This is a genomic window from Pseudodesulfovibrio sp. 5S69, from assembly GCF_037094465.1.
Classification (GTDB): Bacteria; Desulfobacterota; Desulfovibrionia; order Desulfovibrionales; family Desulfovibrionaceae; genus Pseudodesulfovibrio; species Pseudodesulfovibrio methanolicus.
In genome coordinates, this window is sequence record NZ_CP146609.1 from 2,392,031 (window position 1) to 2,417,833 (window position 25,803).

Annotated in this window: 19 protein-coding genes and 2 tRNA genes; 12 read left to right on the forward strand and 9 right to left on the reverse strand. The window is 61.1% G+C overall.

Features of this window, described 5'->3' with window-relative positions:
* Nucleotides 1–255 precede the first annotated feature (255 nt).
* The 3 genes from ilvB (at nt 256) to V8V93_RS11355 (ending at nt 3,291) form a co-directional block, all read left to right on the forward strand.
* Nucleotides 256–1,932: an acetolactate synthase large subunit gene (ilvB, locus tag V8V93_RS11345; protein WP_338666784.1), complete on the forward strand. Its 1,677-nt coding sequence runs from the start codon at nt 256–258 to the stop codon at nt 1,930–1,932.
* Nucleotides 1,925–2,203 carry an acetolactate synthase small subunit gene (gene ilvN, locus V8V93_RS11350; RefSeq protein ID WP_338666785.1) on the forward strand — a complete coding sequence of 93 codons (279 nt, stop codon included), beginning with the start codon at nt 1,925–1,927 and terminating at the stop codon, nt 2,201–2,203. Before ilvB ends, ilvN begins: the two co-directional genes overlap by 8 nt.
* A gap of 242 nt (nt 2,204–2,445) precedes the next feature.
* A complete protein-coding gene (locus V8V93_RS11355; RefSeq protein ID WP_338666786.1) occupies nt 2,446–3,291 on the forward strand; it encodes a flagellin in 846 nt (281 codons plus the stop codon).
* A 1,604-nt stretch (nt 3,292–4,895) separates the two neighbouring features.
* Here the strand turns inward: V8V93_RS11355 and V8V93_RS11360 are convergent.
* Both V8V93_RS11360 and V8V93_RS11365 read right to left on the reverse strand, forming a co-directional pair.
* A tRNA-Thr gene (locus V8V93_RS11360) sits at nt 4,896–4,971 on the reverse strand.
* Between the two features lie 65 nt (nt 4,972–5,036).
* Nucleotides 5,037–5,113, reverse strand: a tRNA-Pro gene (locus tag V8V93_RS11365).
* Between the two features lie 268 nt (nt 5,114–5,381).
* Between V8V93_RS11365 and V8V93_RS11370 the strand changes: the two genes are divergently transcribed.
* Complete coding sequence (locus tag V8V93_RS11370) at nt 5,382–5,924, forward strand: chemotaxis protein CheW (RefSeq protein ID WP_338666787.1); 543 nt, start codon at nt 5,382–5,384, stop codon at nt 5,922–5,924.
* A gap of 63 nt (nt 5,925–5,987) precedes the next feature.
* Here the strand turns inward: V8V93_RS11370 and V8V93_RS11375 are convergent, their stop codons facing one another.
* On the reverse strand, nt 5,988–6,710 hold the full coding sequence (locus V8V93_RS11375) for a Smr/MutS family protein (RefSeq protein ID WP_338666788.1): 723 nt from the start codon (nt 6,708–6,710) through the stop codon (nt 5,988–5,990).
* Between the two features lie 140 nt (nt 6,711–6,850).
* On the opposite strand from V8V93_RS11375, the gene V8V93_RS11380 reads away from it, so the two are divergent.
* The 4 genes from V8V93_RS11380 (at nt 6,851) to V8V93_RS11395 (ending at nt 9,995) form a co-directional block, all read left to right on the forward strand.
* Entirely contained in the window at nt 6,851–7,609 is a 759-nt protein-coding gene (locus V8V93_RS11380) for an ABC transporter ATP-binding protein (protein WP_338666789.1), read from the forward strand.
* Between the two features lie 20 nt (nt 7,610–7,629).
* Nucleotides 7,630–8,790 (forward strand): SufB/SufD family protein, encoded by a 1,161-nt coding sequence (locus tag V8V93_RS11385; RefSeq protein ID WP_338666790.1) that lies wholly within the window; start codon nt 7,630–7,632, stop codon nt 8,788–8,790.
* A 153-nt stretch (nt 8,791–8,943) separates the two neighbouring features.
* The gene (locus V8V93_RS11390) at nt 8,944–9,513 is read left to right on the forward strand and encodes a TetR/AcrR family transcriptional regulator (protein WP_338666791.1); all 570 of its coding nucleotides are present in this window, start codon (nt 8,944–8,946) and stop codon (nt 9,511–9,513) included.
* Nucleotides 9,514–9,539: 26 nt separating this feature from the next.
* Entirely contained in the window at nt 9,540–9,995 is a 456-nt protein-coding gene (locus tag V8V93_RS11395) for a metal-dependent hydrolase (protein WP_338666792.1), read from the forward strand.
* Nucleotides 9,996–10,035: 40 nt separating this feature from the next.
* Here V8V93_RS11395 and V8V93_RS11400 read toward each other — a convergent pair whose 3' ends face one another.
* Nucleotides 10,036–11,094 carry a glycosyltransferase family 4 protein gene (locus V8V93_RS11400; RefSeq protein ID WP_338666793.1) on the reverse strand — a complete coding sequence of 353 codons (1,059 nt, stop codon included), beginning with the start codon at nt 11,092–11,094 and terminating at the stop codon, nt 10,036–10,038.
* Nucleotides 11,095–11,106: 12 nt separating this feature from the next.
* Nucleotides 11,107–13,185, reverse strand: coding sequence for a succinate--CoA ligase subunit alpha (sucD, locus tag V8V93_RS11405; protein WP_338666794.1), 2,079 nt, complete (start codon nt 13,183–13,185; stop codon nt 11,107–11,109).
* Nucleotides 13,186–13,328: 143 nt separating this feature from the next.
* On the opposite strand from sucD, the gene V8V93_RS11410 reads away from it, so the two are divergent.
* Complete coding sequence (locus V8V93_RS11410) at nt 13,329–14,102, forward strand: hypothetical protein (RefSeq protein WP_338666795.1); 774 nt, start codon at nt 13,329–13,331, stop codon at nt 14,100–14,102.
* 9 nt (nt 14,103–14,111) lie between these two features.
* On the opposite strand, the gene V8V93_RS11415 is transcribed toward V8V93_RS11410, so the two are convergent.
* Nucleotides 14,112–15,020 carry an exopolyphosphatase gene (locus V8V93_RS11415; protein WP_338666796.1) on the reverse strand — a complete coding sequence of 303 codons (909 nt, stop codon included), beginning with the start codon at nt 15,018–15,020 and terminating at the stop codon, nt 14,112–14,114.
* Between the two features lie 110 nt (nt 15,021–15,130).
* On the reverse strand, nt 15,131–16,234 hold the full coding sequence (locus V8V93_RS11420) for a tRNA nucleotidyltransferase (RefSeq protein ID WP_338666797.1): 1,104 nt from the start codon (nt 16,232–16,234) through the stop codon (nt 15,131–15,133).
* 50 nt (nt 16,235–16,284) lie between these two features.
* Here V8V93_RS11420 and V8V93_RS11425 point away from each other — a divergent pair, with 50 nt between their 5' ends.
* The 3 genes from V8V93_RS11425 (at nt 16,285) to V8V93_RS11435 (ending at nt 24,879) form a co-directional block, all read left to right on the forward strand.
* Complete coding sequence (locus V8V93_RS11425; protein ID WP_338666798.1) at nt 16,285–17,181, forward strand: biotin--[acetyl-CoA-carboxylase] ligase; 897 nt, start codon at nt 16,285–16,287, stop codon at nt 17,179–17,181.
* 43 nt (nt 17,182–17,224) lie between these two features.
* Nucleotides 17,225–20,926 (forward strand): pyruvate carboxylase, encoded by a 3,702-nt coding sequence (locus V8V93_RS11430; RefSeq protein ID WP_338666799.1) that lies wholly within the window; start codon nt 17,225–17,227, stop codon nt 20,924–20,926.
* A gap of 362 nt (nt 20,927–21,288) precedes the next feature.
* Entirely contained in the window at nt 21,289–24,879 is a 3,591-nt protein-coding gene (locus V8V93_RS11435) for a PEP/pyruvate-binding domain-containing protein (protein ID WP_338666800.1), read from the forward strand.
* Between the two features lie 75 nt (nt 24,880–24,954).
* On the opposite strand, the gene V8V93_RS11440 is transcribed toward V8V93_RS11435, so the two are convergent.
* Together V8V93_RS11440 and V8V93_RS11445 are read right to left on the reverse strand one after the other, a co-directional pair.
* A complete protein-coding gene (locus V8V93_RS11440; protein WP_338666801.1) occupies nt 24,955–25,254 on the reverse strand; it encodes a hypothetical protein in 300 nt (99 codons plus the stop codon).
* Between the two features lie 148 nt (nt 25,255–25,402).
* Nucleotides 25,403–25,792, reverse strand: a complete 390-nt coding sequence (locus V8V93_RS11445) for a flagellar protein FlaG (protein WP_338666802.1) — start codon at nt 25,790–25,792, stop codon at nt 25,403–25,405.
* Between the last annotated feature and the right edge of the window lie 11 nt (nt 25,793–25,803).

The window sequence follows — 25,803 nt, forward strand, 5'->3', positions numbered from 1 at the left end:
TTTGGCGGGTCTAATCAAAAAATGTAAAGACAAAAGGAACTTTCCATGTTGCGCGTCGAAAACACCATTTCCATCCCTTCCGCCAGCCTAGCCGTGGCCAGCGTATGCGTCGTAGTGGACGTAGTAGTAGGTGGTGTTCATAGGGACGCGCCATAGCGGGATAGTTACAAACGAATTTTTTACAACCCCCGTCGGTGCAAACCGGTGGGGGTTGTTCGTTAATTCCCACCGAACACGGGGCAACAGGAGGCTCTCATGAAAATGTCAGGTGCGGAAATAACCATCAAATTGCTGGAACGGCAGGGTGTGCGGACCATTGCCGGCATTCCGGGCGGGGCGAATCTGCCGCTCTACGACGCCCTGGGGCAAAGCGGCAACATCAAACACATCCTGACCCGGCACGAACAGGGGGCCGGGTTCATCGCCCAGGGCATGGCCCGTGTGACGGGCAAGCCCGCGGTTTTCTTCGCCACCTCCGGGCCGGGGGCGACCAACACCCTGACGGCCATCGCCGACGCCAAGCTCGACTCCATCCCGATCATCTGCATCACCGGCCAGGTGCCTCTGTCCATGATCGGCACCGACGCCTTCCAGGAGGTCGACACATACGGCCTGTCTGTGCCCATCACCAAGCACAATTTTTTGGTCCGGTCCGCCGAGGACCTGCTGAAGGTCATCCCCGACGCCTTCCGCATCGCGGCCAGCGGCCGCCCCGGTCCTGTGGTCATCGACGTGCCCAAGGACGTGCAGATGGCCATGGTGGAGTTCGACCAGTGGCCCGAGCCCGGCGTCCCGGACGCCACGCCCGAACTGTTCCATGGGGAGATCGAGCACGCCGCGTCCATGATCAACCGCGCCGAGAAGCCTATTCTTTATCTGGGCGGCGGCGTGATCCAGTCCGATTCCGCGTCCCAGGCCCTGGCCGTGGCCGAGAAGGGGGCCATCCCGTCGGTCATGACCCTTATGGGGCTGGGGACCATCCCCACGGGTCACCCGCTGAACCTCGGCATGCTCGGCATGCACGCGGCGCGCTACACCAACCTGGCGCTGGAGGAATGCGATCTGCTCATCGCCGTGGGGGTGCGTTTCGACGACCGGGCCACCGGCAAAGTCTCAGAATTCTGCCCCAACGCCAAGATCATCCACATGGACATCGACCCGAGCGAACTGGACAAGATCAAGACCGCCCATGCCTCGGTGCGCGGTGACGTGGCCGACGTGCTCAAGGCGCTGTTGCCGCACATCGAGCGCCAAAGCCGGACCGAATGGAACAGTCGGATCGAGGCCCTCAAGGCCGCCCATCCCATGATCGTTCCGGGCGCGGACGACCCGACTTCGCCCTACGGCGTCATCCTCAAGGCCGCCGAGCTGGTCGGGGACCAGGCCATCGTCTGCACCGACGTGGGCCAGCACCAGATGCGCACGGCACAGGTCTATCCCTTCACCCAGCCTCGCCACTGGTTGACCTCCGGCGGCCTCGGGACCATGGGCTTCGGCATGCCCGCCGCCCTGGGCGCTGCCCTGGCCGCCCCGGACAAGCCGGTCATCTGCTTCTCGGGCGACGGCTCCATCATGATGAACATCCAGGACCTGGCCACGGCCATGGAGTACGACATCCCGGTCAAGATCATCCTGACCAACAACAACGCCCTCGGCCTCGTTCGCCAGCAGCAGGACCTCTTTTACGGCAAGCGCTACGTTGCGTCCGATTATTGCAAGTGCGTTGATTTCATGAAGATTGCCGACGGATTCGGGATTAGGACCTTTGACTTGGGCAACTGCGAAGACCCCGAGGGAACCCTGGCCCAGGCCTTGGCCGAGCCCGGCCCGGCGCTGATCCACGTGCCCATCAGCCCGGACGAGCCCGTCTACCCCATGGTGGCCCCCGGTGCGGCCAATTCCCAAATGATCGGAGGTGAGAACCATGTGTAAACAGACCGTCATCGAACTGTCCGTGAACAACCATCCCGGCGTCATGTCCCACATCTGCGGCCTGTTCGCGCGCCGGGCATACAACGTCGAGGGCATCGCCTGCATGCCGGTCAACGGCGGCGGGACCAGCAAGATATGGCTCCTGGTGGATGCCGACGATCGCCTTGACCAGATGATCAAGCAGGTGGATAAGCTGGAGGACGTGCTCATCGTCGAGCGTTACGACAGCGGCCACCCGGTCTTTGCCAAGATGGCCGAGTTCGTCCAATAACGCCCCTTCCGAGGGGAGCCTTCCTCTTTCTTGAGGCCGGCGCAAGCCGGCCTTTTCTTTGCTCCCGAGAGCCTGGAGTTGCCCAGGACGATATAATAATCCGTAACTACAATATGTTATGGCGTTACCGGGCGTCGGCTTGTCTCGAAATGACGAGCAGACGTTACGCGCTCACAATCCCTAAAGTTTATGGTAGGGATGCCGATAACGCTCTTGGTGAATTGTAGCCACCGGGAGACGACATGGCCCTGACCGACATAGAGAAGAGCTTCCTCTACGACTATTCGTTGCAGCTATTGCAGCAGGACATGCTGACCAATCAGTTGTTCGGGGCGTCCAGCGTGGGGCAGAACCTGCGCAGCCTGGTCCTGGGCGAGCCGGTTCGGGCGGCCACCTTCACCAACCCATTCGAGGAGGCCATCAGCGGACAACTGCGGGGCGATGCTTCGGCCGTGCGCCAGGCCTCGCGCAACGTGGGCGAGGCCGCGTCCATGATGGGCGTGGCCCGGACCGAGATGGGCACCATCGTGGACGCCCTGAACGACATGGAGGACATGATCGACAAGATCAATACCGGCGAGCTGGACGGCACCAGCGCCGTGGTCCAGAGCGACTTCGACGCGCTCCGGGACAAGATCACCGGGACCATTTCCGGCGCGGACTTCAACGGCATCGCGGTGCTCGATTCCTCTCAGTGGGGAACGGACCAGATCGACGCCAACGGCAACGTCTACATCCAATCTTCCAAGAGCGGCGGTTTCAACATCACCTTCCATTCCGTGGACACCCCGTCCAGCGGCGTGGCCTGGACCGATCTCACCGGCGCGGACCTGGGCGACTCGGGCACCCGGGCCACCCAGCTCGGTTACGTCCAGTCCCTACAGAGCGAGATGTCGGCCATCCTGGACGTCTACCAGGGCAAGGAGGACAGCCTCCAGTCGCAGCAGCTCAACCTGGAGAGCCAGGCTCAGCTTCTGGACCAAGCCGCCCAGCTACGCAAGCCGTCCGACCCGGATTATTCCCTGGAACAGCTCCTGGCCGACCTCGTGGCCCGGACCACAGGCACGATCTTCGATAGCAACGGCTGACAATGTATGGAAGACAGTCGAGAAACAGGCGTTGACGGCTTAAACCAAGGCACAAAAGAAATCGCCTCTCTGAGAGAGGCGATTTCTTTAAATATATGGAGCTGCTGGGCGGGATTGAACCGCCTACCTCGTCCTTACGCTGGGGGAGGTTATCCAAGCTACTGTGATATGGAAGATAAATAAGGCATCTTGGATGTCATGCCGGGAACATACGCTACCACCATTAAATTCTTTGACTTTTTGTTTTTCTGTCAACATTTCATCAGTGATGTTGGATAGGTGTTAAGGACATCCGATTCACCAAAAGGTTGACCGGTGTCAGTGTGCCATTTCGAGTTGGTTATTTCAATAGCTGCTAGGCCAACCTGCGGGACGTCATTCCGATAGAAATGATTTCACCTTCTCTTGGCAGATATTTCTGGCGATATCCAAAGCGTCCTGAGGCCTCATTCTGACAATGCAGAACGATTGCCCACCAGGAAAGTTTCGCTTTGGCACGTCTACAGAAAAATTTTTTATTTTTACAACGACTGATTCGCTATTACATTTTTCCATAAATTCTTTTAGGTTTACCATTGATGAACTTATGTCAACGCATACGACAAAAACTTTTTTCCCCTGGCCATTTGGTAGGTAGTCCGTTCCCCTGCTGACCACAATCCGCTCAATGTCCTTACACTGCAGAAAAAGATCACATGCAGAAGACGGCTTTGCACAAGCCAAAATGCAACAGGCAATAGTAGCCACCAAGAGTAGTTTATTTGTCGCTCCAATCTTCATATACAATGGTGTAGTCGACTTGAACATTGTCTGACCCAAGAGCGAGAAAACGAATAGTCCAGATTATTGGAGGATTGCCATCGCCTGTGAGGTTGATGGTGTGGACGGTCCTCGGCGGGCAGGCAACGGTCTCTTGGGATTCACCGTTGACTTCAATCCACACTCCCGTTGTGATACCACCCCATACTCCCGTCAAGTGAATCGTGATGTTTTTACCCCCTTCAAACCTGAGCCACTCGTGTCCGGTTATAGACCCATTAATATATCGAGTAGGTCTTCGCAACGGATGCTTCTTAATTTCACATTTGCAGTTGGGATGTGGACGCTCCGGCTCCTTCAAAAACTTTTTCCCTGCCAATGCCTTGCATTCGTTACAGGCATTGGGTTTCGGAAGAATTGTCCAGTAGCACTTCCCTTCCACGTCAGATTGCTCTGGTTGCTTTGGTCCTCCTCCTCCTTCATTTTGGGCTTGTTGCCATTTTGCCAGACTATCCTTCGTAGAAATTCACACCATGTGCTTGGGCATTCCATAGATCAACTGATCATCACCGGTGTGCTGTACCAAGGTCTTCTTACCCATGTCTGTTCTCCTTTCACCCTTGAGGGCTGTTTTGATTTGCGAACAGCCTAACACGGGTTTTCGGCCAATGTTGAAAAAGGAAGAAAAGGATACTCAGCGGGTAAAAAAAGCATAACATTGCATATTGACAGGTTTTTTAGGCTATCAATGTGCAGTTTACAATCAAGAGGATTTGTCTTGATATTCTAGCTCAGTAGGCAAAATAAAATCGCCTCTCGTGAGAGAGGCGATTTTCTTTGATATGTGGAGCTGCTGGGCGGGATTGAACCGCCTACCTCGTCCTTACCAAGGACGCGCTCTACCGATTGAGCTACAGCAGCGTTCCGGCTGTTTTCGATGAAATGGCGGGTCGACCTTTGGTCGGCCCGCCGGGTACTTCATCGTTTGGTCGGGATGAAAGGATTTGAACCTTCGACCCCTTGAACCCCATTCAAGTGCGCTCCCAGACTGCGCTACATCCCGACGCGAAGTGAGTAACTAGCCGTGCACGGGTTTGTTGTCAACGGTTTTTTAAGAAAAAAAGTCAACTTGGCGTTTTTTTTGGGGATTGTCCCTGCCCTCGACGGAGGAGAGCGCTTTCCGGAGCGGAGATTTATAATGGCGTTTCTCTCCAGGTGTGTATAATAACAAGGCAGGAACGCTGGATAACCCCTGAAGGGGCAAGTGTGCCGACCGGTGCGGCCGCTTCGGGTGAATCATCACATAATGTAAAAGCAATCAGGGGGTTGGCATGGCTGATGAAGCTCTGAAAGACATCAATCAGTTTTTGACCTTCACGTTGGGCAAGGAGATCTTCGCCCTGGATATCGGAACGGTCCGCGAGGTCCTGGAGCTGACTTCCATCACCAAGATTCCGAGGACGCCCAAATTCATGCGCGGCGTCATCAACCTGCGTGGCCACGCCGTGCCCGTGGTGGACATGCGGCTCAAGCTGGGCATGTCCAAGGGCGAGGACACGGTGGACACCTGCATCATTATCGTGGAGATTGAGTACGAGGGAGAGTTCACGGTCATGGGCGCGCTGGTCGATTCCGTGCGCGAGGTCTTCGAGATGACCCCGGACACCATCGAACCCGCACCCAAGATGGGCGCGGCCATCAACGCCGAGTACATCAAGGGCATGGGCCGCCAGAACGAGCAGTTCATCATCATCATCGACATCAACAAGATCTTCTCCGCCGAGGAGCTGGCCATCGCCAAGGATATGGCCGGGCTGGGCGGAGCCGACCGCGCCCCGGCCCCGGAAGAGGCCGCCGCACCGGCGCAAGCCTAGAGACGAAATAAAAACCCCCGCCCGAGAGGGCGGGGGTTTTTCGTTCACGGGCCGTTTTCACGGTTACTCCTCCCAGTTCATCATCTTGTCCCAGCGGACTTTGCCCTCTGTCTTCTTCTGCTTGCGCAGCAGCACGTAGAGGGCGCCCGCCCCGCCGTGCCTGGGCTGGGCCGTGCAAAAGGCAAGGACCACGCGTCTGAGCGGCTCCTTGGTCAGCCAGCTTTCCGCCTCGGTGCGCAGGACGGGCTGGCCGCCGGGGGAGTTTCGGCCCCGTCCGGTGACCACCAGCACGCAGCGGTACCCCTGGAGATAGGACTCCCGGATGAAGAAGAGCAGGGAGTCGCGCGCCTGGTCCGAAGTCATGCCGTGCAGATCCAGGTGGGCGGCCAGACTCAAGGAACCGGCCTTGAGCCGTTGGAATATCTTGATGTCCAGACCACGCACGTATCCGTACATGAACTCGTCGGTGTATTCGAGTTCGAACTCGATGTCCCCGCGCATGAAGCGGTCCAGGTCGTTGCCGGCTTCGTCTTCGGCCGAGATGGTCTGGGTCGGGCCGGAAGCGACGGCGGGGGGGACTTGGCGGCCGCTGGAGCCTTCCATGCGCTGCACGCCTTGCATGGCGGCCATGAAGATTTCCTCGGCTTCGGGCTCGGTCTCGGGGTTGACTTTTTCCTTTGGAGGCTCATTTTTCTCGTATGGGAGGGAATAGATGTCCTCTTTTTCCTTCTTGAATTTGATCTGCTTGAGATCGCCAAGGTTGTTCATGCGTTTTTTGCCCATCATGTAACCTTCCTTTGGTCGAGCCGAGTATATTCGAAACCCCCAGAGGGGAGTGGTTGGTGCCGCCGGCGCAGCGAGCGCTGGACTTCCGCGACGTGCTTGAGTAATGAGCCTGTTGCACATCATTCAAAGCGAGGAATTACATGCTGACCATTGAAGACTTGCATGTCAACATCGGCGACAAAGAGGTCCTGCAAGGGATCGACCTACAGATAAACGACGGGGAGACCTTCATCCTGTTCGGCCCCAACGGTTCGGGCAAAACGTCCCTGCTCATGACCCTGATGGGTTTTTCCGGCTATGAGGTGACCAAGGGCAAGATCATCTTCAAGGGCGAGGACATCACCGACGCCCCGATGTACGAGCGCGCCCGACTGGGCATGGGCATGTCCTTCCAGCGGCCGCCGACCATCCACGGCCTGCGCACCCGCCACCTGGTCCAGATGTGTTCGCGCAAGGGCCATGTCAACACGGACCTGCTGGCCGAGACCGTGAACATGGGCGATTTCCTCGACCGCGACATCAACGCGGGCTTCTCGGGCGGCGAGATCAAGCGTTCCGAATTGCTTCAGCTCATGGCCCAGCAGCCCGACCTGGTGCTCTTCGACGAGCCCGAGTCCGGCGTGGACATGGAGAACATGCAGCTCGTGGGCAAGGTGGCCAGGGACGTCCTGGACGGCAAGTTCAGCGTGGCTCCGGACCTGAGCCTCAAGGAGCGCAAGGAGCGGGTCAAGACCGCCGGGCTGATCATCACCCACACCGGGTATATCCTCGACTACGTGAACGCCGACCGGGGCCAGGTCCTGTACCAGGGGCATCTGTGCTGCGAAGGCCGTCCCAGAGACATTCTGGACCACATCCGGGAGCACGGCTACCAGGAATGTGTCCGCTGCATGAACTAGTCCGGCACGGGAGAATTGATATGAGTAAAGTCGATCTGAAGAATTTCAAGTTTGACGGCCTCAACCAGGAGGCCATCGCCGATCTGAACGCCCTGTCCGACGAGGACAAGGACCAACTGCTCATGGCGGGCGTGGTCTCGGACCTGTCCACCCGGTCCGCTTCCTACCTGCAGATGGACCAGTCCGCTGTACACTGCCAGTCCAGGGACGAGGGCGTGGAGATCATGGACATCAAGGACGCCCTGAAGAAGTACGACGGCCTCAAGGAGTACTTCTGGACCCTGGTGGACAAGGACAAGGACGAGTTCACCCGGTCCGCCTACGACAACCTGCACGGCGGCTATTTCATCCGGGTCAAGGCCGGGGCCAAGATCAAGGACCCCATCCAGTCCTGCCTCATGCTCAAATCCGAGAACGTGGGCCAGAACGTCCACAATCTCGTGATCATCGAGGAGGGGGCCGAGGCGCACATCATCACCGGCTGTTCCGTGGCCCACGGCACCAGGTCCGGCGCGCACCTGGGCATCTCCGAGTTCTTCGTCAAGAAGAACGCGTCGCTGACCTTCACCATGGTCCACAACTGGTCCGACTCCGTGGCCGTGCGGCCGCGTTCGGCGGGCATGGTCGAGGAGGGCGGCAAGTTCCTGAACAACTACGTCCTGCTCAAACCGGTCAAGGATCTGCAGATGTATCCCGCCATCACCCTGAACGGCCCGGACTCCGTGGCCCGTTTCAACTCCGTGGTGGTGGCCACCGAAGGCTCGTTGCTGGACATGGGCAACCGCGTGGTCATGAACGCCCCGAACACCCGGTGCGAGATCATCGCCCGGACCATCGCCGCGGGCGGCACGATCATCAACCGGGGCCACATCGCCGCCCACAACGTGCCGAGCAAAGGCCATCTGGAATGCCAGGGGCTGATCCTCGGCGGCGGGCGCATCTGGGCCATCCCCGAACTGGACGGCACGGTCGAGGGCGTGGAGCTCTCCCACGAGGCCTCGGTGGGCAAGATCGCCCAGGAGGAGATCGAATATCTCATGGCCCGCGGCATGGACGAGGACGAGGCTACCTCGACCATCGTGCGCGGCTTTTTGAACACCGACATCATGGGGCTGCCTGATCGTTTGCAACAGGAAATCGACAAGCAGATCGAGGAGTTGCAGACCTCCAGCGCCATGTAGTAGACAACCGCGAAAGTCAGAGGGGCGGCGGCTTCGGCCACCGCCCCTTTTGTTTTGCCGCCGCGGGTTGAATTAGCCCTTGAACAAACCGGATTGACGTACTAATCAATGGCATTCATTTTTCAAGAATAGCGACCTGAGAGGGAGTGCCGAATGACGAAGAAGGAAGGGATCCTGCTGGCAGCCCAGGAATTGTTCGCCCGTTGCGGCTATGCGGGCACGACCATGAAAATGGTCGCCGAGCAGGCCGGCGTGGCTTCGGGCCTGGTTTTTCACTACTACGAGTCCAAGGAAAACCTGTTCATGGAGGCCGGGGCCGAACTGATCAAGGACATGGTCACCACCCTGCGCCAGGCCACCGACGAGACGGCCAGCGGCTGCGAGGCCATGGGCACCTTTGTCAGGGCCTACCTGGATTTCACCATCGAACACGAAAAGACCTTCCCCACGATCATCCGGTGTTCGCCGTTCAGCGACGACAACCCGGACCTGGACCGCGAGAAGATCGCGGCCAAATTCCTGAATCTCATCCACATCATCGAGGACATCCTGCGGCGCGGAATCGAGGACGGCTCCATCAGGGACCTGCCGGTCCCCCAGACGGCCTTCATGGTCTACGGCGTCATCGTCGGCGCGGTCCGCACCCGGTTCCTGACGCCCTACGACATCCCCGGCCTGTTCGCCGAGGCCAGGGAGTTCGTCCTGCGCAGCGTCTGCGTCTAGCCTCGGCAGCCGTATCGCCTTTTCCCATGCCCGATTATAGAGGACATTTGGCCGGAGGGCTGTTCTTTGGCATCATGGGCCTGGTGGGCGTGGTCCTGCTGGGCTGGATGGTCTTCGAGCCGCTCCTGGCCGCGGGACTGCTCGGCTTCTGTCTGCTCGGGGCGCTGTTCCCGGACGTGGACACCAACTCCAAGGGGCAGAATCTTTACTACGCGGTCTTCGTGCTCGTGGACCTGGGGCTGATCATCAAGGGATTGTATGTCTGGGCCGCCTGGTTCGGGCTCTTCTCCATGCTTCCCGCCGTGGGCTCGCACCGGGGCTGGACCCATACCTGGTGGGCCATGCTGGTGGTCCCCCTGCCCATCTTGGTCATTCCTTTCTTCATGCAGGCGCAAGGGCTCGTCCGGCAGTTTGCGCCATTTTACGCAGCCTTTGTGCTGGGCTACTTTTCCCACCTGATCCTGGACGGAGAATTCAAATGACTCCGGTAAGCGGGGAGCGCTCACCGCATTTGGCGGCGGCTCAGCCCCGGAGCCCTTTGTACAGGGACATGTACCGGTCGGCCATTTTCACGTCCGTGTAGTCGATGACGGATTCCGCGCCGCCCGCGAGCAGCCGGTCGCAGAGTTCCCGGTCGTTGACCAGCCGGACGATACACGCGGCCAGGTCGGCCGCGTCGCGGTTCCTGAAGACCAGGCCGTCGCGCTCGTGGCTGACCAGTTCGAGGTTGGAGGGCAGGTCCGATGTGATCACCGGGGTCCGGGTGGCCCAGCCTTCCTTGATGACCGCGTTCGACCCTTCGCCGTCCACGGACGGGACGGTCAGGATGTCGATCTCGGGCAGGACTTCGCGGCTGTCCCGATAGCCGAGGAAGAGGATGGAGTCCGCCAGGTTGAGCTTTTCGGCCTGCTTCTTGAGATCCTGCTGGAGGGGGCCTTCGCCCGCAATCATGCACTGCCAGTCCGGCATGTCCGGGGACTTGCGCAGGTGGGCCAGCGCCTCGATGAGAACCTCGAACCCCTTTTGCGAGCTGAGCGCGCCCACGGCACCGAGGGTCAGCACCGGGTGATGGCGCGACTCGGTGGTGTACATGGCCGGGTCGATGCCGCTGTGGATGACCGTGGTTTTTTCCTCGGGCACGCCGCAGTCCACCAGGACCTCCTGGATTTCGCGGCTGACGGCCACCAGGACGTCGCCCAGGAGGTACTTGTTCTTGCTCCAGCCGGGCTTGAGGCGGTAGGACACGCGGCGGCTGTGGACCAGCCGGAAGGTGTTGTGCATCTTCTTGGCCATGGCGCCCAGGGACGCACCCTTGGCGTCGTTGGTGTGGACCACGTCCGGATTGAAGGATTTGACGATCCCGAGCACCCGGAGGATATTCATTGGATTGTAGTCGGTGTGGCCGGGGAGCTCGGTGAAGGGGATGCCGTCGGCCATGAGCAGGGGCTTGAGCGGCGAGTCCCCGGGCACCGCGACCAGGGGGTCGAACCGTTCGGCACGGTGCAGAGCCCGCGCCAGATAATATACCTGGCGTTGTCCGCCGCGCATGATCTTGCCCAAGTCTAGGAGCAGTACCTTCAACGTAAACCTCTTTTATTCCAAAGCCCTTGCCGTCGTCTCAGCAACGGCTTCCAGGCTGGGGCAGACCGCGAATCCGGCCTTGCCCATGGTTTCGAGTTTGGCTTGTATGCCGCCGCCTGCCTCCAATATGGCTCCGGCGTGGCCCAGCCGTTTGCCCGCAGGGGCGGTCTGTCCGGCGATGAACGAGATGACCGGTTTGTCGAATCCCGTGCGGACGACGTATTCAGCCAGATTCTCTTCCGCCTGTCCACCGATTTCACCAAGGACGATCACGGCCCTGGTCTGGTCGTGATTTCGTATCATTTCGAACATATCAACAAAATCGACTCCGATAAACGGATCACCGCCGATGCCCACGCATATGGATTGGCCGATTCCGGCCCTGGTCAGGCGGTCGGCCACCTCGTAGGTCAGGGTGCCGCTGCGGGAGAGCACGGCCACAGGTCCGGGCATGAACGGCATGGTCGGCATGATGCCGATCTTGGTCCGGCCGGGAACGATGATGCCCGGCGTGTTCGGGCCGACGATGCGGGTCGGCGAGCCCTTGGCCCGCCCGAAGGCGGCCAGCATCTCGTGTTGGGTGATGCCCTCGGTGATGCACACGGTCCACGGGATTTCGTTGCTCGCGGCTTCGGCCACGGCATCGGCGGCCATGCGCGGGGGCACGAAGATGATGGACGCGCCGATGTCGTGAGCGCGCCGGGCTTCGGCGATGGAGTTGTAGACCGGGACGCCGAGGATCTCCTGACCGCCCTTGAACGGGGTTACGCCCGCCACCACGTTGGCTCCGTATTCCTGCATGAGCCGGGTGTGCAACTGGCCTTCGCGGCCGGTGATGCCCTGGACCAGAATAGGCGTGTCCGCGTCGACGGCGAAGATCGTCTCGCTTTGCCAGCCCGTGGGAGCGGGACGCGGGCCCAGGGGGAGATCCAGGGGGGCGGGATAGTCCACGGCCTCGGTTTGGGGGGGCCGGATGGTATCCAGGATGGCGATGGCCGCCTGCATGTCTCCGGCCATGTGCAGGTTGTCCGCGTTCAATTCCCGAAGGATCTTGAGTCCGGCTTCGGCGTCCTTGCCGGACATGCGGACCACTATGGGCTTCTCCGGGGATTTGCCCCCGAGGGCCCCCTGCATGGCCAGGGCGACCTTCTCGCATGAAAGTATCCCGCCGAATAGATTGATAAAAATGGCCTTAACTTGGGTGTCGCCGAAGAGCAGCTCCAGGGCGGTCTCCATGCGTTTCTGATCGGCCGCGCCGCCCAGGTCCAGGAAATTGCTGGCGGGCAGGCCCGAGAAGTTGAGCAGGTCCATGGTGGCCATGGCCAGCCCCGCGCCGTTGACCATCAGCCCGACCCATCCGGGCAGCCGGACAAAGGAGAGCCCGGCGTCTCGGGCCAGATTCTCCTCGGGCGCGGCGTGCTCGCGCTGGTAGTACGCCTCGGCCTCGGGGTGCAGGTCCACGAAATTGTCGTCCATCTCCACCTTGCCGTCCAGGGCCACCAGGCGGCCGTCCGGGGTGAGGATCAAGGGATTGATTTCGGCCATGAGCAGGCCGTTGTCGAGCAGGCACCGGAAAAGAGCATCCAGGAGCCCGGCGAAATCCTTGAACCGATCCTTGTCCAGTCCGAGGTGGAAGAAGGCCGCCCGGACCTGGTGCGGGGCCGGGCCGCCGGGCAGGCCGATCTCCTGGACCAGGAGGTTGTCCGCGCCCAGTTTTTCGACCTCCACGCCTCCCTGGCGGCCGGCGGTCAGCAGAATGCAGCGCCGCTCCCGGGAGACGGTCAGGGAGAGGTAGAACTCGTGCGTGATGTCCTCGCCCGGTTCGACCCGGATGAAGGGCACCGATTCTCCTTTGATCTCGCGGCCGAACAGTTTCCTGGCCTTGGCCGGGAATTCGGCGGGGTCGTCGATGCGCAGGATGCCGCCGGACTTGCCGCGCCCGCCGGACAGGACCTGGGCCTTGAGAAACCAGGGCAGGGGATAGCCGGGGGCGAAATCGTCTTCTTCCCCCGGGAAGACCGTCGTTCCTTTGGGGACGGGGATTGTGGCCGTTTCGAAGAGGAGTTTGCTATTGTGTTCGTCGAGTAACATGATGGCTCCTGGTCTTGGCTTATGGGACGGAGGAACCTTAGTGGGTTTGAGCGCTTGAATCAATGTAAATATATTGACCATGGAATGATTTGGGGGAAAAATGGTACTTGTGGGTGAAAAAAAGCCCTGAAAGCGGAGGAATCGTGTCAGACATCAATGATTTTGCCGACCAATTGCAAGCGGATGTGATTTCGGACATGGCCGAGAGTTTTTTCGGCGACAGGAAGGAACTGGACAACGCCCTGGAGGCCTACGCCGCCATGGTCAAGGAGTTCTTGCCCGTGATCGAGAATCTGTTCCGGGCAGCTGCGACCCTGCGCCTCCTGCTCCTGGACGAAGCCACGGCGGACGGCTTTTGCGCCGAACTCGGCCTCGACCCCTGCCGTATCCCCCTGGCCGAAGAGGCCCCCGTCCTGGTCCATGAATCCCTGCCCTTCGCCCTGACCGGCAAGGGGCGGTACATCACCTGCGTGGAAACGGCCTATCGGGGGCTCTTCGACGCCATCCGGGACTATCTCCACGGGCGCTGTTACAACGATCCCAAGCGGCCCGGCCGAAAGCGGATGACCATGCACTACAAGCGGCTGGAAGAGATCGCCGACATCATCAACGAGAAGATCCACAAGGCCAACAACGACCGGTCCGTGTCGTCCATGCTGCGTGAACTGAAGAACATGAATCCCGAGCAGATGGAGCGGGAGGACCTCCTTGGAGACGTCTGTTACCGAAAGGGGGAGGGGGTGGACAGCGACATGTGTTTCATGCCTATCGATTTCGACGGGTACTGTTTCCCCGAGGTCGTCGAGCTACCGCCGGTAAATGAAGTCAGGCCCGCCATCAAGCGGTTTTGCAAGCGCGTCTATGATGATCGCCGGGACGACGTCCGCAAGGTCATGGATACGTTCCGGGGGCGATAAGTCCGGCCTCTAGGCCGCGTTGATCCGGGCGAGAATCTTTTCCAGGGCCTCGGGGACTGCGGCCTCCGGGACCTGGCAGGTGCCCACGGCCCGATGTCCGCCGCCGCCCAGGGTGAGCATCAGCGCGCCCACATCCACCTTGCTGGTTCGGTTGAGGATGGAATGGCCCACGGTCAGGACTACGTTCTGTTTCTTGAATCCCCAGATGACGCGCACGCTGACGGAGCACTCCGGGAACAGGGTATAGACCATGAACCGGTTGCCGCAGTAGATGGGGTCCTGGCGGCGCAGGTCCATGACCACCGCGTCGCCGTGTACCTCGGCGTTGTCCCGGAGCATTTTGACGAAGTCCTCGCCGTCCTCGAAATATTTGTCCACGCGTTCCTTTACGTCGTTGATTTCAAGGATTTCCCGCGCCGTCATGGTGCGGCAGTACTCGATCATGTCGAGCATGAGCTGGTAGTTGCTGATGCGGTAGTTCCGATAGCGGCCGAGTCCGGTCCTGGGGTCCATGATGAAGCCGAGCAGAATCCAGTCCGTGGGGTGGGTGATCTCCTCCACGGTCAGGTTCGCGGAATCCACCTTGTCCACGGCCTTGATGAAATTCTCGCAGGCGGCCGGAAATTTGTCCGCGCCGTAATACTCGTAGACCACCCGCGCACAACTCGGCAGGGGCTTGCTCGCGCCCTCGAATTCGATGTCGCCCAGCCGGTCCTGCTCGCTGGTGTGGTGATCGAACCACAGGCCGCACCCTTTTACATAGGGCACATTGGCCAGGATGTCGTCACCGGTCACCTCCACCCGGCCGTCCTGCAGATCCTTGGGATGGGCGAACAGATAATCGTCAATGATGCCAAGGTGTTTGAGAAGGGTGGCGCAGGCCAAGCCGTCGAAGTCGGAGCGGGTCACGAGTCTCATGCGGATTCCTCATGTATCACGGATGGTTGTCGTTTGAATTCGCCTGTCTTGTGCAGGATGACGAATTATTAGACGGTTGTGGAATATTTGTCAAAACCGTTGGCCGGAGGTCAGCCGTTGCGCAGCGCCTGCGCCCGAAGCATGCGCAGCTTTTCCCCGGATTCGGCCCCGTGGTTCATGTCCTCCGGGGCGAGCCGGACCGGCAAGATGACCTTCAGTTCCTTGCGGGCGCGTTCGATATGGTCCTCGCCATGGTCGGCCCGGACGAGCTTGAACAGGGGCGCAAGGGTACGGGAAAGGTGCAGGTCCATGAGCAGGTCCACCCTGGTGCCGGGGCGCAAATGCCCGTAGCGGGCCGCAGTCATGTGCCAGCGCGCGGCCTTCATGCCCGCGGTCTTGTATTCGTTGGGCATGCGCAGCCGCAGGGCGGCGGTCTCGGCCAGAGGGACGCCCGCCAGGTCGTGGCCGTAATGGCGAGGCAGCCGCTCTCTGGGCGTCAGGATCTTGCCCAGGTCGTGGGCCAGACCCATCCAGACCGCCACGGGGTCCCCGGCCAGGTCGTCCATGACCCGGCAGGTGTGTGTCAGCACATCGCTGTCGTGGTAGGGCAGGGGGCCCGCCGGGACGGACCGGGCGGTCTCGAACTCCGGGAACCACGGCAGCAGGCAGTCCGCCTCGGCCAGCAGACGCAGGAAGTTGCCGGGCTTGGGGCTCTCCAGGGCCTTGCGCAACTCCGGCACCACCCGGTCGGCCGAGAGGGCTTCGAGCCGTCCCGAGGTGCCGACTTCGCGCATGGCTTCGATCAGCTCCGCGTGGGGGGTGAACGTCGGCAGTTGAGCGGCGAAGCGGGCCGCGCGCAGGACCCGCAGGGGGTCCTCGGTCAGGGAGTGGGGCGAGGCGGGACGCAGGACGCGCGCCGCGAGGTCGTCGAATCCCTGCGGGTGGCAGATGAGTTCACCGTCCTCGTCGAGCAGTTGTGCATTGACAGTCAGGTCGCGGGATTCTAATTCTTCATTCAGGGAGTTTGCCCTGGGGAAGGAGAACTCCAGGCCGTCCACCAGGAAGATCGGAAAGGTCCGGCCCACTTCACGGGCGTCGGGAAAGGCCCCGAGGAACTCCTCGCGGGTGGATCCCATGACCAGGTAATCCCTGTCGTGCAGGGGCCTGCCGAGCAGGAGATCGCGGACCGCGCCGCCAGCCAGGTACACTTTCATTGCCCACGTGTAGCACAAGGTAACTCATGCTTCCACAAGGAATTTTTCTCATGGAACCGGCGTCCGCCGATACGCCGCCGGTGCATCCACTCTGGCAGGCCGACCTGCGTGGTTACGGCCCCTGGACGCCTGCGGAAGGGAACGCGATTCCGTCGGGCTGGCTGAGGGGGGGCGGTCTTGCACACGGCACCGTGGTCGTGGCCCGGACCTGCACCAGCACCATGGAGCTGGCCGCCCGGCTGGTCGCCGACGGACTGCTTGGCCCGTGGGGTGCCGTGATCGGCGTCCGGCAGACGCGGGGCCGGGGACAGTTGCGGCGTCCGTGGGCGTCTCTGGCCGGCAACATGCACGCCTCCATCGTGCTCCCGCCCGCGCCCGCCGAGGGACCGTGGTCCGAGGCCCTGTCCGCCCTCCTGCCATTGGTGGCCGGGCACGTGGTCAGCGAGGTCCTGGGCGGCCTGGGCGCGGATCTCCGGGTCAAGTGGCCGAACGACATTCTCCAGGATGGGCGCAAGGTTGGCGGAATGTTGATCGAAGAGCGAAACGGTACGTCCATCGTCGGCGTGGGGCTGAATCTCGCCGACTGTCCGGAGGACGCGCAAATGCGCGAAGATCATTCGGTGCCTGCCGCGAAAATCAGGCTGCCGTTCTTTTCGGCCGGTCCCGCAGCCCTCCTCGATCAGCTTGTAAACCAAGGGAAAACCGTGTATGCAGTAATGCTCGACGAGATTCCACCCCCTCGATTCATCTCAATGTTCGAGAGCAAGCTCGCCTGGTTCGGACGAACTATCTTGGTCAAGGAAGGAGACGATAGCTCCTACGAGGCTCTTTTGGCGGGCCTTTCCTTGAATGGTGGACTTGTTCTGCGTCGTGGCGGAGAAGAATCGGTGCTGTACTCGGGATCGATATTTCCTCTCCAGGTTCCGCATGGGGCGGGACGGGCATAAGGGTATTTTCAGTCATTTCTGTCGTAGGAGACCAGTGAGATTCATGCAGCCGAAGTCCTTTGAACAGGTACTTGAAGAGGTCAAGGGGAAGCGGATACTGGTGGCCAACCGGGGTATCCCGGCCAGGCGCATCTGCCGTTCCATCACCGAAATGTTCAACGCCAAGGCGATAATGACCGCCACCGATGTCGATAAAACCTCTCCGGCGTCCTCCGGGGCCAACGAGCTCTTGATGCTCGGCTCCGATCCCCGTGCGTATCTTGATCAGGACAGAATCATACACGAGGCCAAGGCCAACAACGTGGTCGCCATCCATCCGGGTTGGGGGTTCTGTTCCGAAGACGACTCCTTCCCGGCCAAATGCGCCAAGGAAGGGATAATTTTCATTGGCCCCGAGCAGGAGCCCATGCGCATTCTGGGCAACAAGGTAGCCGTGCGCAAGCTGGCCATCGAGCAGGGCGTGCCCGTTGTTCCCGGCTCCGAAGGAGCCGTGTCCATCCCCGAGGCGCGCAAGATCGCCCAGGAGATCGGCTTCCCGGTGATGCTCAAGGCCGAGGGCGGCGGCGGTGGCCGCGGCATCTACGAGGTCTATCAGGAAGAGGACCTCGAAAACGCCTTTTCCAAGGCTTCGGCCCTGGCCCAGGCCTCCTTCGGCAACCCCCGCCTGTACGTGGAGAAGCTGCTGACCTCGGTGCGCCACATCGAGATTCAGGTCATCGCGGACCAGTACGGCAACGTGTTCTGCATGGACGAGCGCGACTGCACGGTCCAGCGCAACCACCAGAAGCTCATCGAGATCACTCCGTCCCCGTGGCCCAAGTTCAACCCAGAGCTGCGCGCACAGCTCAAGGATTACGCCCGGCGCCTGGTCTCGGCCGTGGGCTATTACTCCCTGGCCACCGTCGAGTTTCTGGTGGACGGCGACGGCGTGCCGTACCTCATCGAGGTCAACACCCGCCTCCAGGTGGAGCACGGCATCACCGAATGCCGCTACGGCATCGACCTGGTCGAAGAGCAGATCGCCATCGCCTTTGGATCCAAGCTGCGCCTGAACGAAGAGAACACCAAGCCGTTCCAGTGGGCCATGCAGTGCCGCATCAACTGTGAGGATCCGCAGAAGCATTTCGAACCCAACTCCGGGCGCCTTACCCGGTATGTCTCGCCCGGTGGTCAGGGCATCCGCATCGACTCCTGCGTGGGCGACGGCTACCGCTTTCCGTCCAACTACGACTCCGCGGCCTCCCTGCTGATCGCCTACGGCAACTCCTGGAAAAAGGTCGTGGCCCTGATGAGCCGGGCCCTGCGCGAGTACATGATCGGCGGGGTGAAGACGACCATTCCCTTCCACCGCAAGATCATCGACCATCAGCGGTTCATCGACGCGGACTACGATACAAATTTCGTCCGTCAGAACTACGCCGAGCTCATGGACTACTCCGACCGCGAGCCGGATTCCCTGCGCCTGACCCGGCTGGTGGCCGAGATCTCGGCCCAGGGCTACAACAAGTACGTCCAGCTCGGTGAATACCGGGGCCGCGAGGACAGGCGAGTGGGCCGGTTCCACCTGGCCAAGCCGCCTGAGGTGTCCTCCTGGTTCGAGCCGCGCTTTTCGCGCAAGATGGACCGCGACGCCATCCTGGACACCCTGCGCACGGACCGCGAGGCAGGGATTATCCACATGACGGACACCACGACCCGCGACATCACCCAGTCCAACAGCGGCAACCGGTTCCGTCTGGCCGAGGACCGCATCATCGGTCCCTCCCTCGACAAGTGCGGCTTCTTCTCCCTGGAGAACGGCGGCGGGGCGCACTTCCACGTGGCCATGCTCGCCAATATGACCTATCCCTTCACCGAGGCGGCCGAGTGGAACAAGTTCGCGCCCGACACCCTCAAGCAGATTCTCATCCGGTCCACCAACATTTTGGGCTACAAGCCGCAGCCCAAGAACGTCATGCGGTTGACCGGCGAGATGATCAACGAGCACTACGAAATCATCCGCTGTTTCGACTTCCTCAACCATGTTGATAATATGCGGCCTTTCGCCGAAGTCGCCATGAACTCGAAGCGGAACATCTTCGAGCCCGCGATCTCCCTGTCCTGGGCCAAGGGGTTCACGGTCGAGCGCTACATGACCGTGACCGACGAGATCATCCGCATGTGTTCCGAGGCGGCGGGCCTCAGCCGCAAGCAGACCGAGAAGACGATCATCCTCGGCCTCAAGGACATGGGCGGCGTGTGTCCCCCGAGGTTCATGCGCGAGCTCATTTCCGCCATTACCAAGAAATATCCCGAACTGGTTATCCACAGCCACCGGCACTACACCGACGGGCTGTTCGTTCCGACCATGGGCGCGGCCGCCGAGGCCGGTGCGCACATCGTGGACGTGGCCATCGGCGCATCGGTGCGCTGGTACGGCCAGGGCGAAGTCCTGTCCACGGCGGCCTACATCGAGGACGAGATCGGGCTCAAGACCCATCTCGACAAGGACATGATCCGGGCCACCAACTTCCGGCTCAAGCAGATCATGCCGTACTACGACCGCTACACCGCCCCGTACTTTCAGGGCATCGACCACGACGTGGTCCGCCACGGCATGCCCGGCGGCGCGACGTCCTCCTCGCAGGAGGGAGCGCTCAAGCAGGGCTACATCAAGCTGTTGCCGTACATGCTCAAGTTCCTGGAAGGGACCCGCAAGGTGGTTCGCTACCATGACGTCACCCCCGGATCCCAGATCACCTGGAACACCGCCTTCCTGGCCGTGACCGGGGCCTACAAGCGTGGCGGCGCGCGGGAAGTGCGGCGGCTGCTGAACATGCTGGACGTGGTCAACCTGTGCCGAGAGGACGAACTGACCGATCTCGAACGCGAGGCACGGCTCGACCTGTACCGCGATTCCAATGACGCCTTCCGCAACCTGCTGCTCGGCAAGTTCGGCAAGCTGCCTTTGGGCTTCCCGGCGGACTGGGTGTACCAGTCCGCATTCGGCTCCGGCTGGGAGACGGCCATCAAGGAGCGTACCGAGGCATCGCCGCTGACCACCCTCAAAGACGTGGACCTGGTGGCCGAGAAGAAGGCGCTGCAGTCCCGCCTGCACCGGCAGCCCAGCGAGGAAGAGTTCATCATGTATCTCAACCACCCGGGCGACGCCATCAAGACCATCGACTTCTGCGAGAAGTTCGGCAACATCAACAACCTGCCCGTGGACGTCTGGTTCGAGGGGCTGGAGAAGGGCGAGGTCCTGGACTTCCAAGGCAACTGCCAGAAGCCGCACCTCATGCGCATCCTGGACATCTCCGAGCCCGACGAGAACGGCATGGCCGTTGTCCGCTATGTTCTTGACTCCGAGATCATGAGCCATCAGGTCAAGGTGGCCGAGGCCGAGGTCGGGGGCAAGGACGCCACCGAGATGGCCGATCCGGCCAACGTCTACCACGTGGGTTCGCCCAGCAACGGCGACCTGTGGGTCACCCATGTCCGGCCCGGCGACCGCGTCAAGGCCGGCGAGGAGCTGTTCAACATCTCCATCATGAAGCAGGAGAAGGCGGTCCTGGCGCCGGTGAGCGGCATGGTCCGCAGGGTCATCAAGTCCGCCAACTACACCGAGGACAAGAAGATGATCCCGGTGGTGGAAGGGGAGCTGCTCGTGGAGCTCGGACCCGAGGCCGGTACCTGCCCCACCTGCAAGGTCGACGTGCCCATGGAGGATTGCAACTTCTGCCCCAATTGCGGCCAGAAACTGTAAAAAAATAACACGACCGGTAGAATTGGTCTGATTCGCCGACCCGCCGCTGCACGGCGGGACAAATCCTAAAATACATCGACCGGCGCACCATAATGGTGCGCCGGTCTTTATTTTTTCGGAAATGTATAATTGTCGGACTACTGATCCTGGACGTTTTTTGGACAATTTTAGTGGTCAAATAGGTACGGTGGTCAGACCAATTGTTTCGTTGACGAAGCGGTAAATAACCCTGTAAGCGGAAATTCGAAACTCAGCTTTTGATTGTTCTTTTTTGATAATTCAAAATAGAAAGTGCCGTGGATTCAGGGTATGGACAGGGTAAACACATCGTCCGACCAGCACGGTTATACCAGGAGGAAGAGATGGCCAAAGCCAAGAATGACGCAACGGATAACGCACCGGCAGCCAAAGCCAAGAAACCCGATGCCAAGGTGGAGAGTCTCAAGCAGAAGCTCGTCCTGAACGGCGCCGAAATCAAGAAGATCGGCGAGGATGCCGAACTGCTGGTCGGCGGCAAGAACTACAACACGGCCATTATCAGCCAGGTGTCGGGCATTCGCGCACCGGAGTTCCGGGCCATTTCCTCCAATGCATTTCATATCCTCCTGGACGAGACCAAGGTGAACGCCGCCGTGGTCCGGGCCACGGTGGACAAGGAGTACAACAAGATCGACTGGAACTCCGACGCGGTCAACGAGGACTCCGACTACCTCCAGCATTTCGTCCGTGAAGTGGGCAAGAAGATCCGCGAGGAATCCAAGAAACAGTCCGGCACCCCCATCCGGCTGCGCACCTTCATCAACAACGTAGTCGAGGGCTTCGCCACCTCCCCGGAGGGCATCGACCAACTGCGCATGCGTTCTGTCCTGGTCCAGTCGGCCATCCTGTCCGTGGAAATGCCCGAAGGAGTGGGCAAGGAAGTCAAGGGCGCGTACCAGTCCATCTGCAAGGAAGCCGGTCTGGACGACGTTCCCGTGGCCGTGCGCTCCTCGGCGGCGGGCGAGGACAGCCGCAAGAAGGCCTTTGCCGGACTCCAGGACACCTACCTTAACATAGTCGGCGAGGACGAGTGCCTCGAGGCCTACCATTGGGATTGCGCCTCGGCCTACAACCTGCGCTCCATGACCTATCGCCGCGAGGCCATTCTCGACGCCATCACCAAGGCCGAGAAGACCGGCGACGACGCCATCGCCGAGACCGCCAAGAAGGAGTGGGCCATCGAGCACACCTCCCTGTCCGTGTGCATCATGCGGATGATCAATCCGGTCATCTCGGGCACGGCGTTCAGCGCGGACACCGCCACCGGGTGCCGCGGCACGGACCGCAACGACCTCGTGTCCATCGATGCCAGCTATGGCTTGGGCGAGGCGGTCGTCGGCGGCATGGTCACCCCGGACAAGTTCTACGTCTTCCAGCGCGACGGCGGCCGCGAGGTGGTCATCCGCTACATGGGCTGCAAGGAAAAGAAGATCGTCTACAAGGAGGACGGCAGCGGCACCCACGTGGTCAAGGTCGCCGACAACGAGGTCTTCCGCTGGGCCCTGTCCATCGCCCAGGCCGAGACCGTGGCTCAGGGCGTGCGCAACATCTCCCGGGCCTACGGCGGCATGATCATGGACACCGAGTTCTGCATCGACAAGACCGACCGGCTGTGGTTCGTCCAGGCCCGGCCCGAGACCCGTTGGAACGAGGATTTCGAGCTCCATCCGCACACCATTTTCATGCGCCGCCTCGAGGTGGACAAGAAGGCCATCGACTCGGCCGAGGTCATCCTCGAAGGCAACGGCGCGTCCCGCGGCGCGGGCCAGGGGACGGTCAAGTACCTGCGCTCCGCCCTGGAACTGAACAAGATCAACAAGGGCGACATCCTGGCCGCCGAGCGCACCGATCCTGACATGGTTCCGGGCATGCGCATCGCCTCGGCCATCCTGGCCGACGTGGGCGGCGACACCAGCCACGCGGCCATCACTTCGCGCGAGCTGGGCATCCCGGCCATCATCGGCATCCAGCGCCTGGAGGCCCTGCGCTCCATGGACGGCCAGCAGGTCACCGTGGACGGCTCTCGCGGCAAGGTCTACCGGGGCGAGCTGCCCCTGGTGGAGGTCGGCGGCGAGATCAACGTCAGCGAACTGCCCGCCACCAAGACCAAGGTCGGCCTGATCCTGGCCGACGTGGGGCAGGCCCTGTTCCTGTCCCGCCTGCGCAACGTGCCCGATTTCGAGGTCGGCCTGCTGCGCGCCGAGTTCATGCTCGGCAACATCGGCGTCCATCCCATGGCGCTTGAGGCCTACGACAAGGACGTCCTCAACGACCTGGTGGAGGAAAAGCTCCAGGAGATGGACCACCATTTGACCAAGGTTATGAAGGAGCAATTGGATTCCGGCCTGATCACCATGCCCCTGAAGCTGCGCGAGTACGTCGGCCTGATCACCGGCCTGACCCGCGAGATGGAGTCTCTGGCCGAGCAGGAGGGCGCCCGCAGCACGGACGAAGTCCTGGCCATGCACCGCCGTCTGCGTGAAATGGACCACAAGCTCGACGAGCATATCTCTCACGCCACCGAGCGTCTCGACGTGCTCAAGACCTCCATCGACCCCGAGGCCCACGTGGCCGTGGTCCTGGGCTACCACGACATGCTCGAGCCCATTCCGTCGGTCCGCACCGAGGCCTGGAAAATCCGTCAGCAGCATGAAAAGATCGTGACCGAATACGTGGCCCGTCTTCAGGAGGACCCCGAATTCGAGGCCCATATCGACAAGATCACCCGGTTGCGCGAGGAAGTCGCCCTCAAGATGGGGCTGAAGTCCGAGATGGACGAGGTGGCGACCCTGCCCGACCGGATCCGCCGGCTGCTCGAATCGCGCGGTTATACCACCGGCAAGGAGAACTACATCCAGACCCTGTCCCAGGGCCTGGCCCTGTTCGCCATGGCCTTCTATGGCTCCAACATCATTTACCGGACCACGGACTTCAAGTCCAACGAGTACCGCAACCTGCTGGGCGGTTCCCTGTTCGAGGCCCACGAGGACAACCCCATGATCGGTTACCGTGGCGTCTCGCGGAACATCCACGATTGGGAGCTTGAGGCCTTCAAACTGGCGAGGGGCATCTACGGCGGCCGGAACCTGTCCATCATGTTCCCATTCGTGCGCACCCTGGAAGAGGCCCGCTCCATGAAGCGCTACCTCAAGCAGGTCCACAACCTGGAATCCGGCAAGGACGACCTCAAGGTCATCCTCATGGCCGAGATCCCGAGCAACGCCATCCTGTGCAAGGAGTTCCTCAAGGAAGTGGACGGCTTCTCCATCGGTTCCAACGACATGACCCAGATGGTCCTGGCTACGGACCGCGACAACGCCAGCCTGCAGCACATCTACGACGAGGAGGACCCGGCCGTCGTCTGGGCCATCCTGTCCGCCATCTTCGCGGGCCAGAAGGTCGGCAAGAAGGTCGGCTTCTGCGGCCAGGGCGTGTCCAACTCGGTGATCCTGCGCGGCCTGGTGGCCATTGCGGGCATCGTGTCCGCCTCGGTGGTGCCCGACACCTACCACCAGACCAAACTGGACATGGCCGAGATCGAGTCCGAAAACATCAAGACCAGCGAGCTCGGGGCCTGGCTCAAGAAGCAGCACATGGTCAAGCTGCAGGAGCTCCTGGAGGCCAACAGCTACGGACACATCCTCAAGAAATACAAGTCCCCTGAGGACTTCATGGAATGGTACGAGGGCGAGCTCGACCGCTTCAGCGAACAGCTCCGCGACCACATGGAGACCCCCAAGGAGGAGTTCTATCGTCAGGAGATGGAGCAGTTCCGCGCCACCTTCCACAAGCCGGTCATCTACGCTAGCTGGGATTGGCACCACACCGTGGAGGATTCCATGCACCACGCCGGTTTCGCCACCTTCGAGGAGCAGGAAGCGGCCCTGGAAAAGCAGCGCAAGAAGCAGTGGTAACCGCTGCCGCGCACAGGCAACAAGAAAGGCCCCGACCGTATTGGTCGGGGCCTTTTCGTTTTCATGAAATGAAGGTCAGGCGATCTTGTCGGTGATGCTCCCGATACCGGTGTCGGCCGCGACCTGGTGCAGGGTCTGCTGGATGTCCACGTCCGTGCCGGTGGAGGAGAAGTCCGTGCCCGTGCCGAGGTAGTCTTCGGTCCGTGAGGCGACCTCCGCCCCGGCCACAGTCTGTTCGCGGCTGTCCATGCCTCCCACGGTGTTGACGCCCGAGCCGATTTCGTCATGGTAGTCGCTGATGGATTCCGGGCCGAGCAGTTGGTTGTCCATGCTTATGCTCTGAATCGTGTCCGCCGATATGCTGATGTCCGACATGGCCGCCTCCCCGGTTGGGCATTGTACCATTCGACTATGCCCGAGCCGGAACGGGTTGGCAACCCCATGAGAAACGGGGGGCGCCAGCGCCAAAGACGCCCCCGGCCGAAGGGCTGGGGCGCGAACCTTGGCTGCGTGTCGAAACGGCCTAGGACATCTTGTCCAGGAACCCCTGACCGAGACTCTTCAGGGACTTGGTCAGCTTGAGCAGGTCATCCTCCGGAATCTTGCGTATGGTCTTTCCGTCGGAATCGACGATCTCCACCTGAATCGTGTCGTTGTTCTCCAGGACGTTGAACTTCAGCTTGATGTTCTTGGACTCGAGGTGATCCTCGGCCTCGGCGATCAAGGCGTCGAGTTCTTCCCGGGTGGGGTTGCCGGATTGCCTGTCAGGCTGTGCCTCGTCCTGGGCCACGACCGCGTCATCGCGCCGGATCGAATCGCCCGGAACGGGCGGCTTCTGCACAGCCTTGGCCGGAACGGCGCTCTCCGAGCGCAGTTCTTGCTTCATGTCGATGTTCATCATGGGGATATTCATGGTCTCCCTCC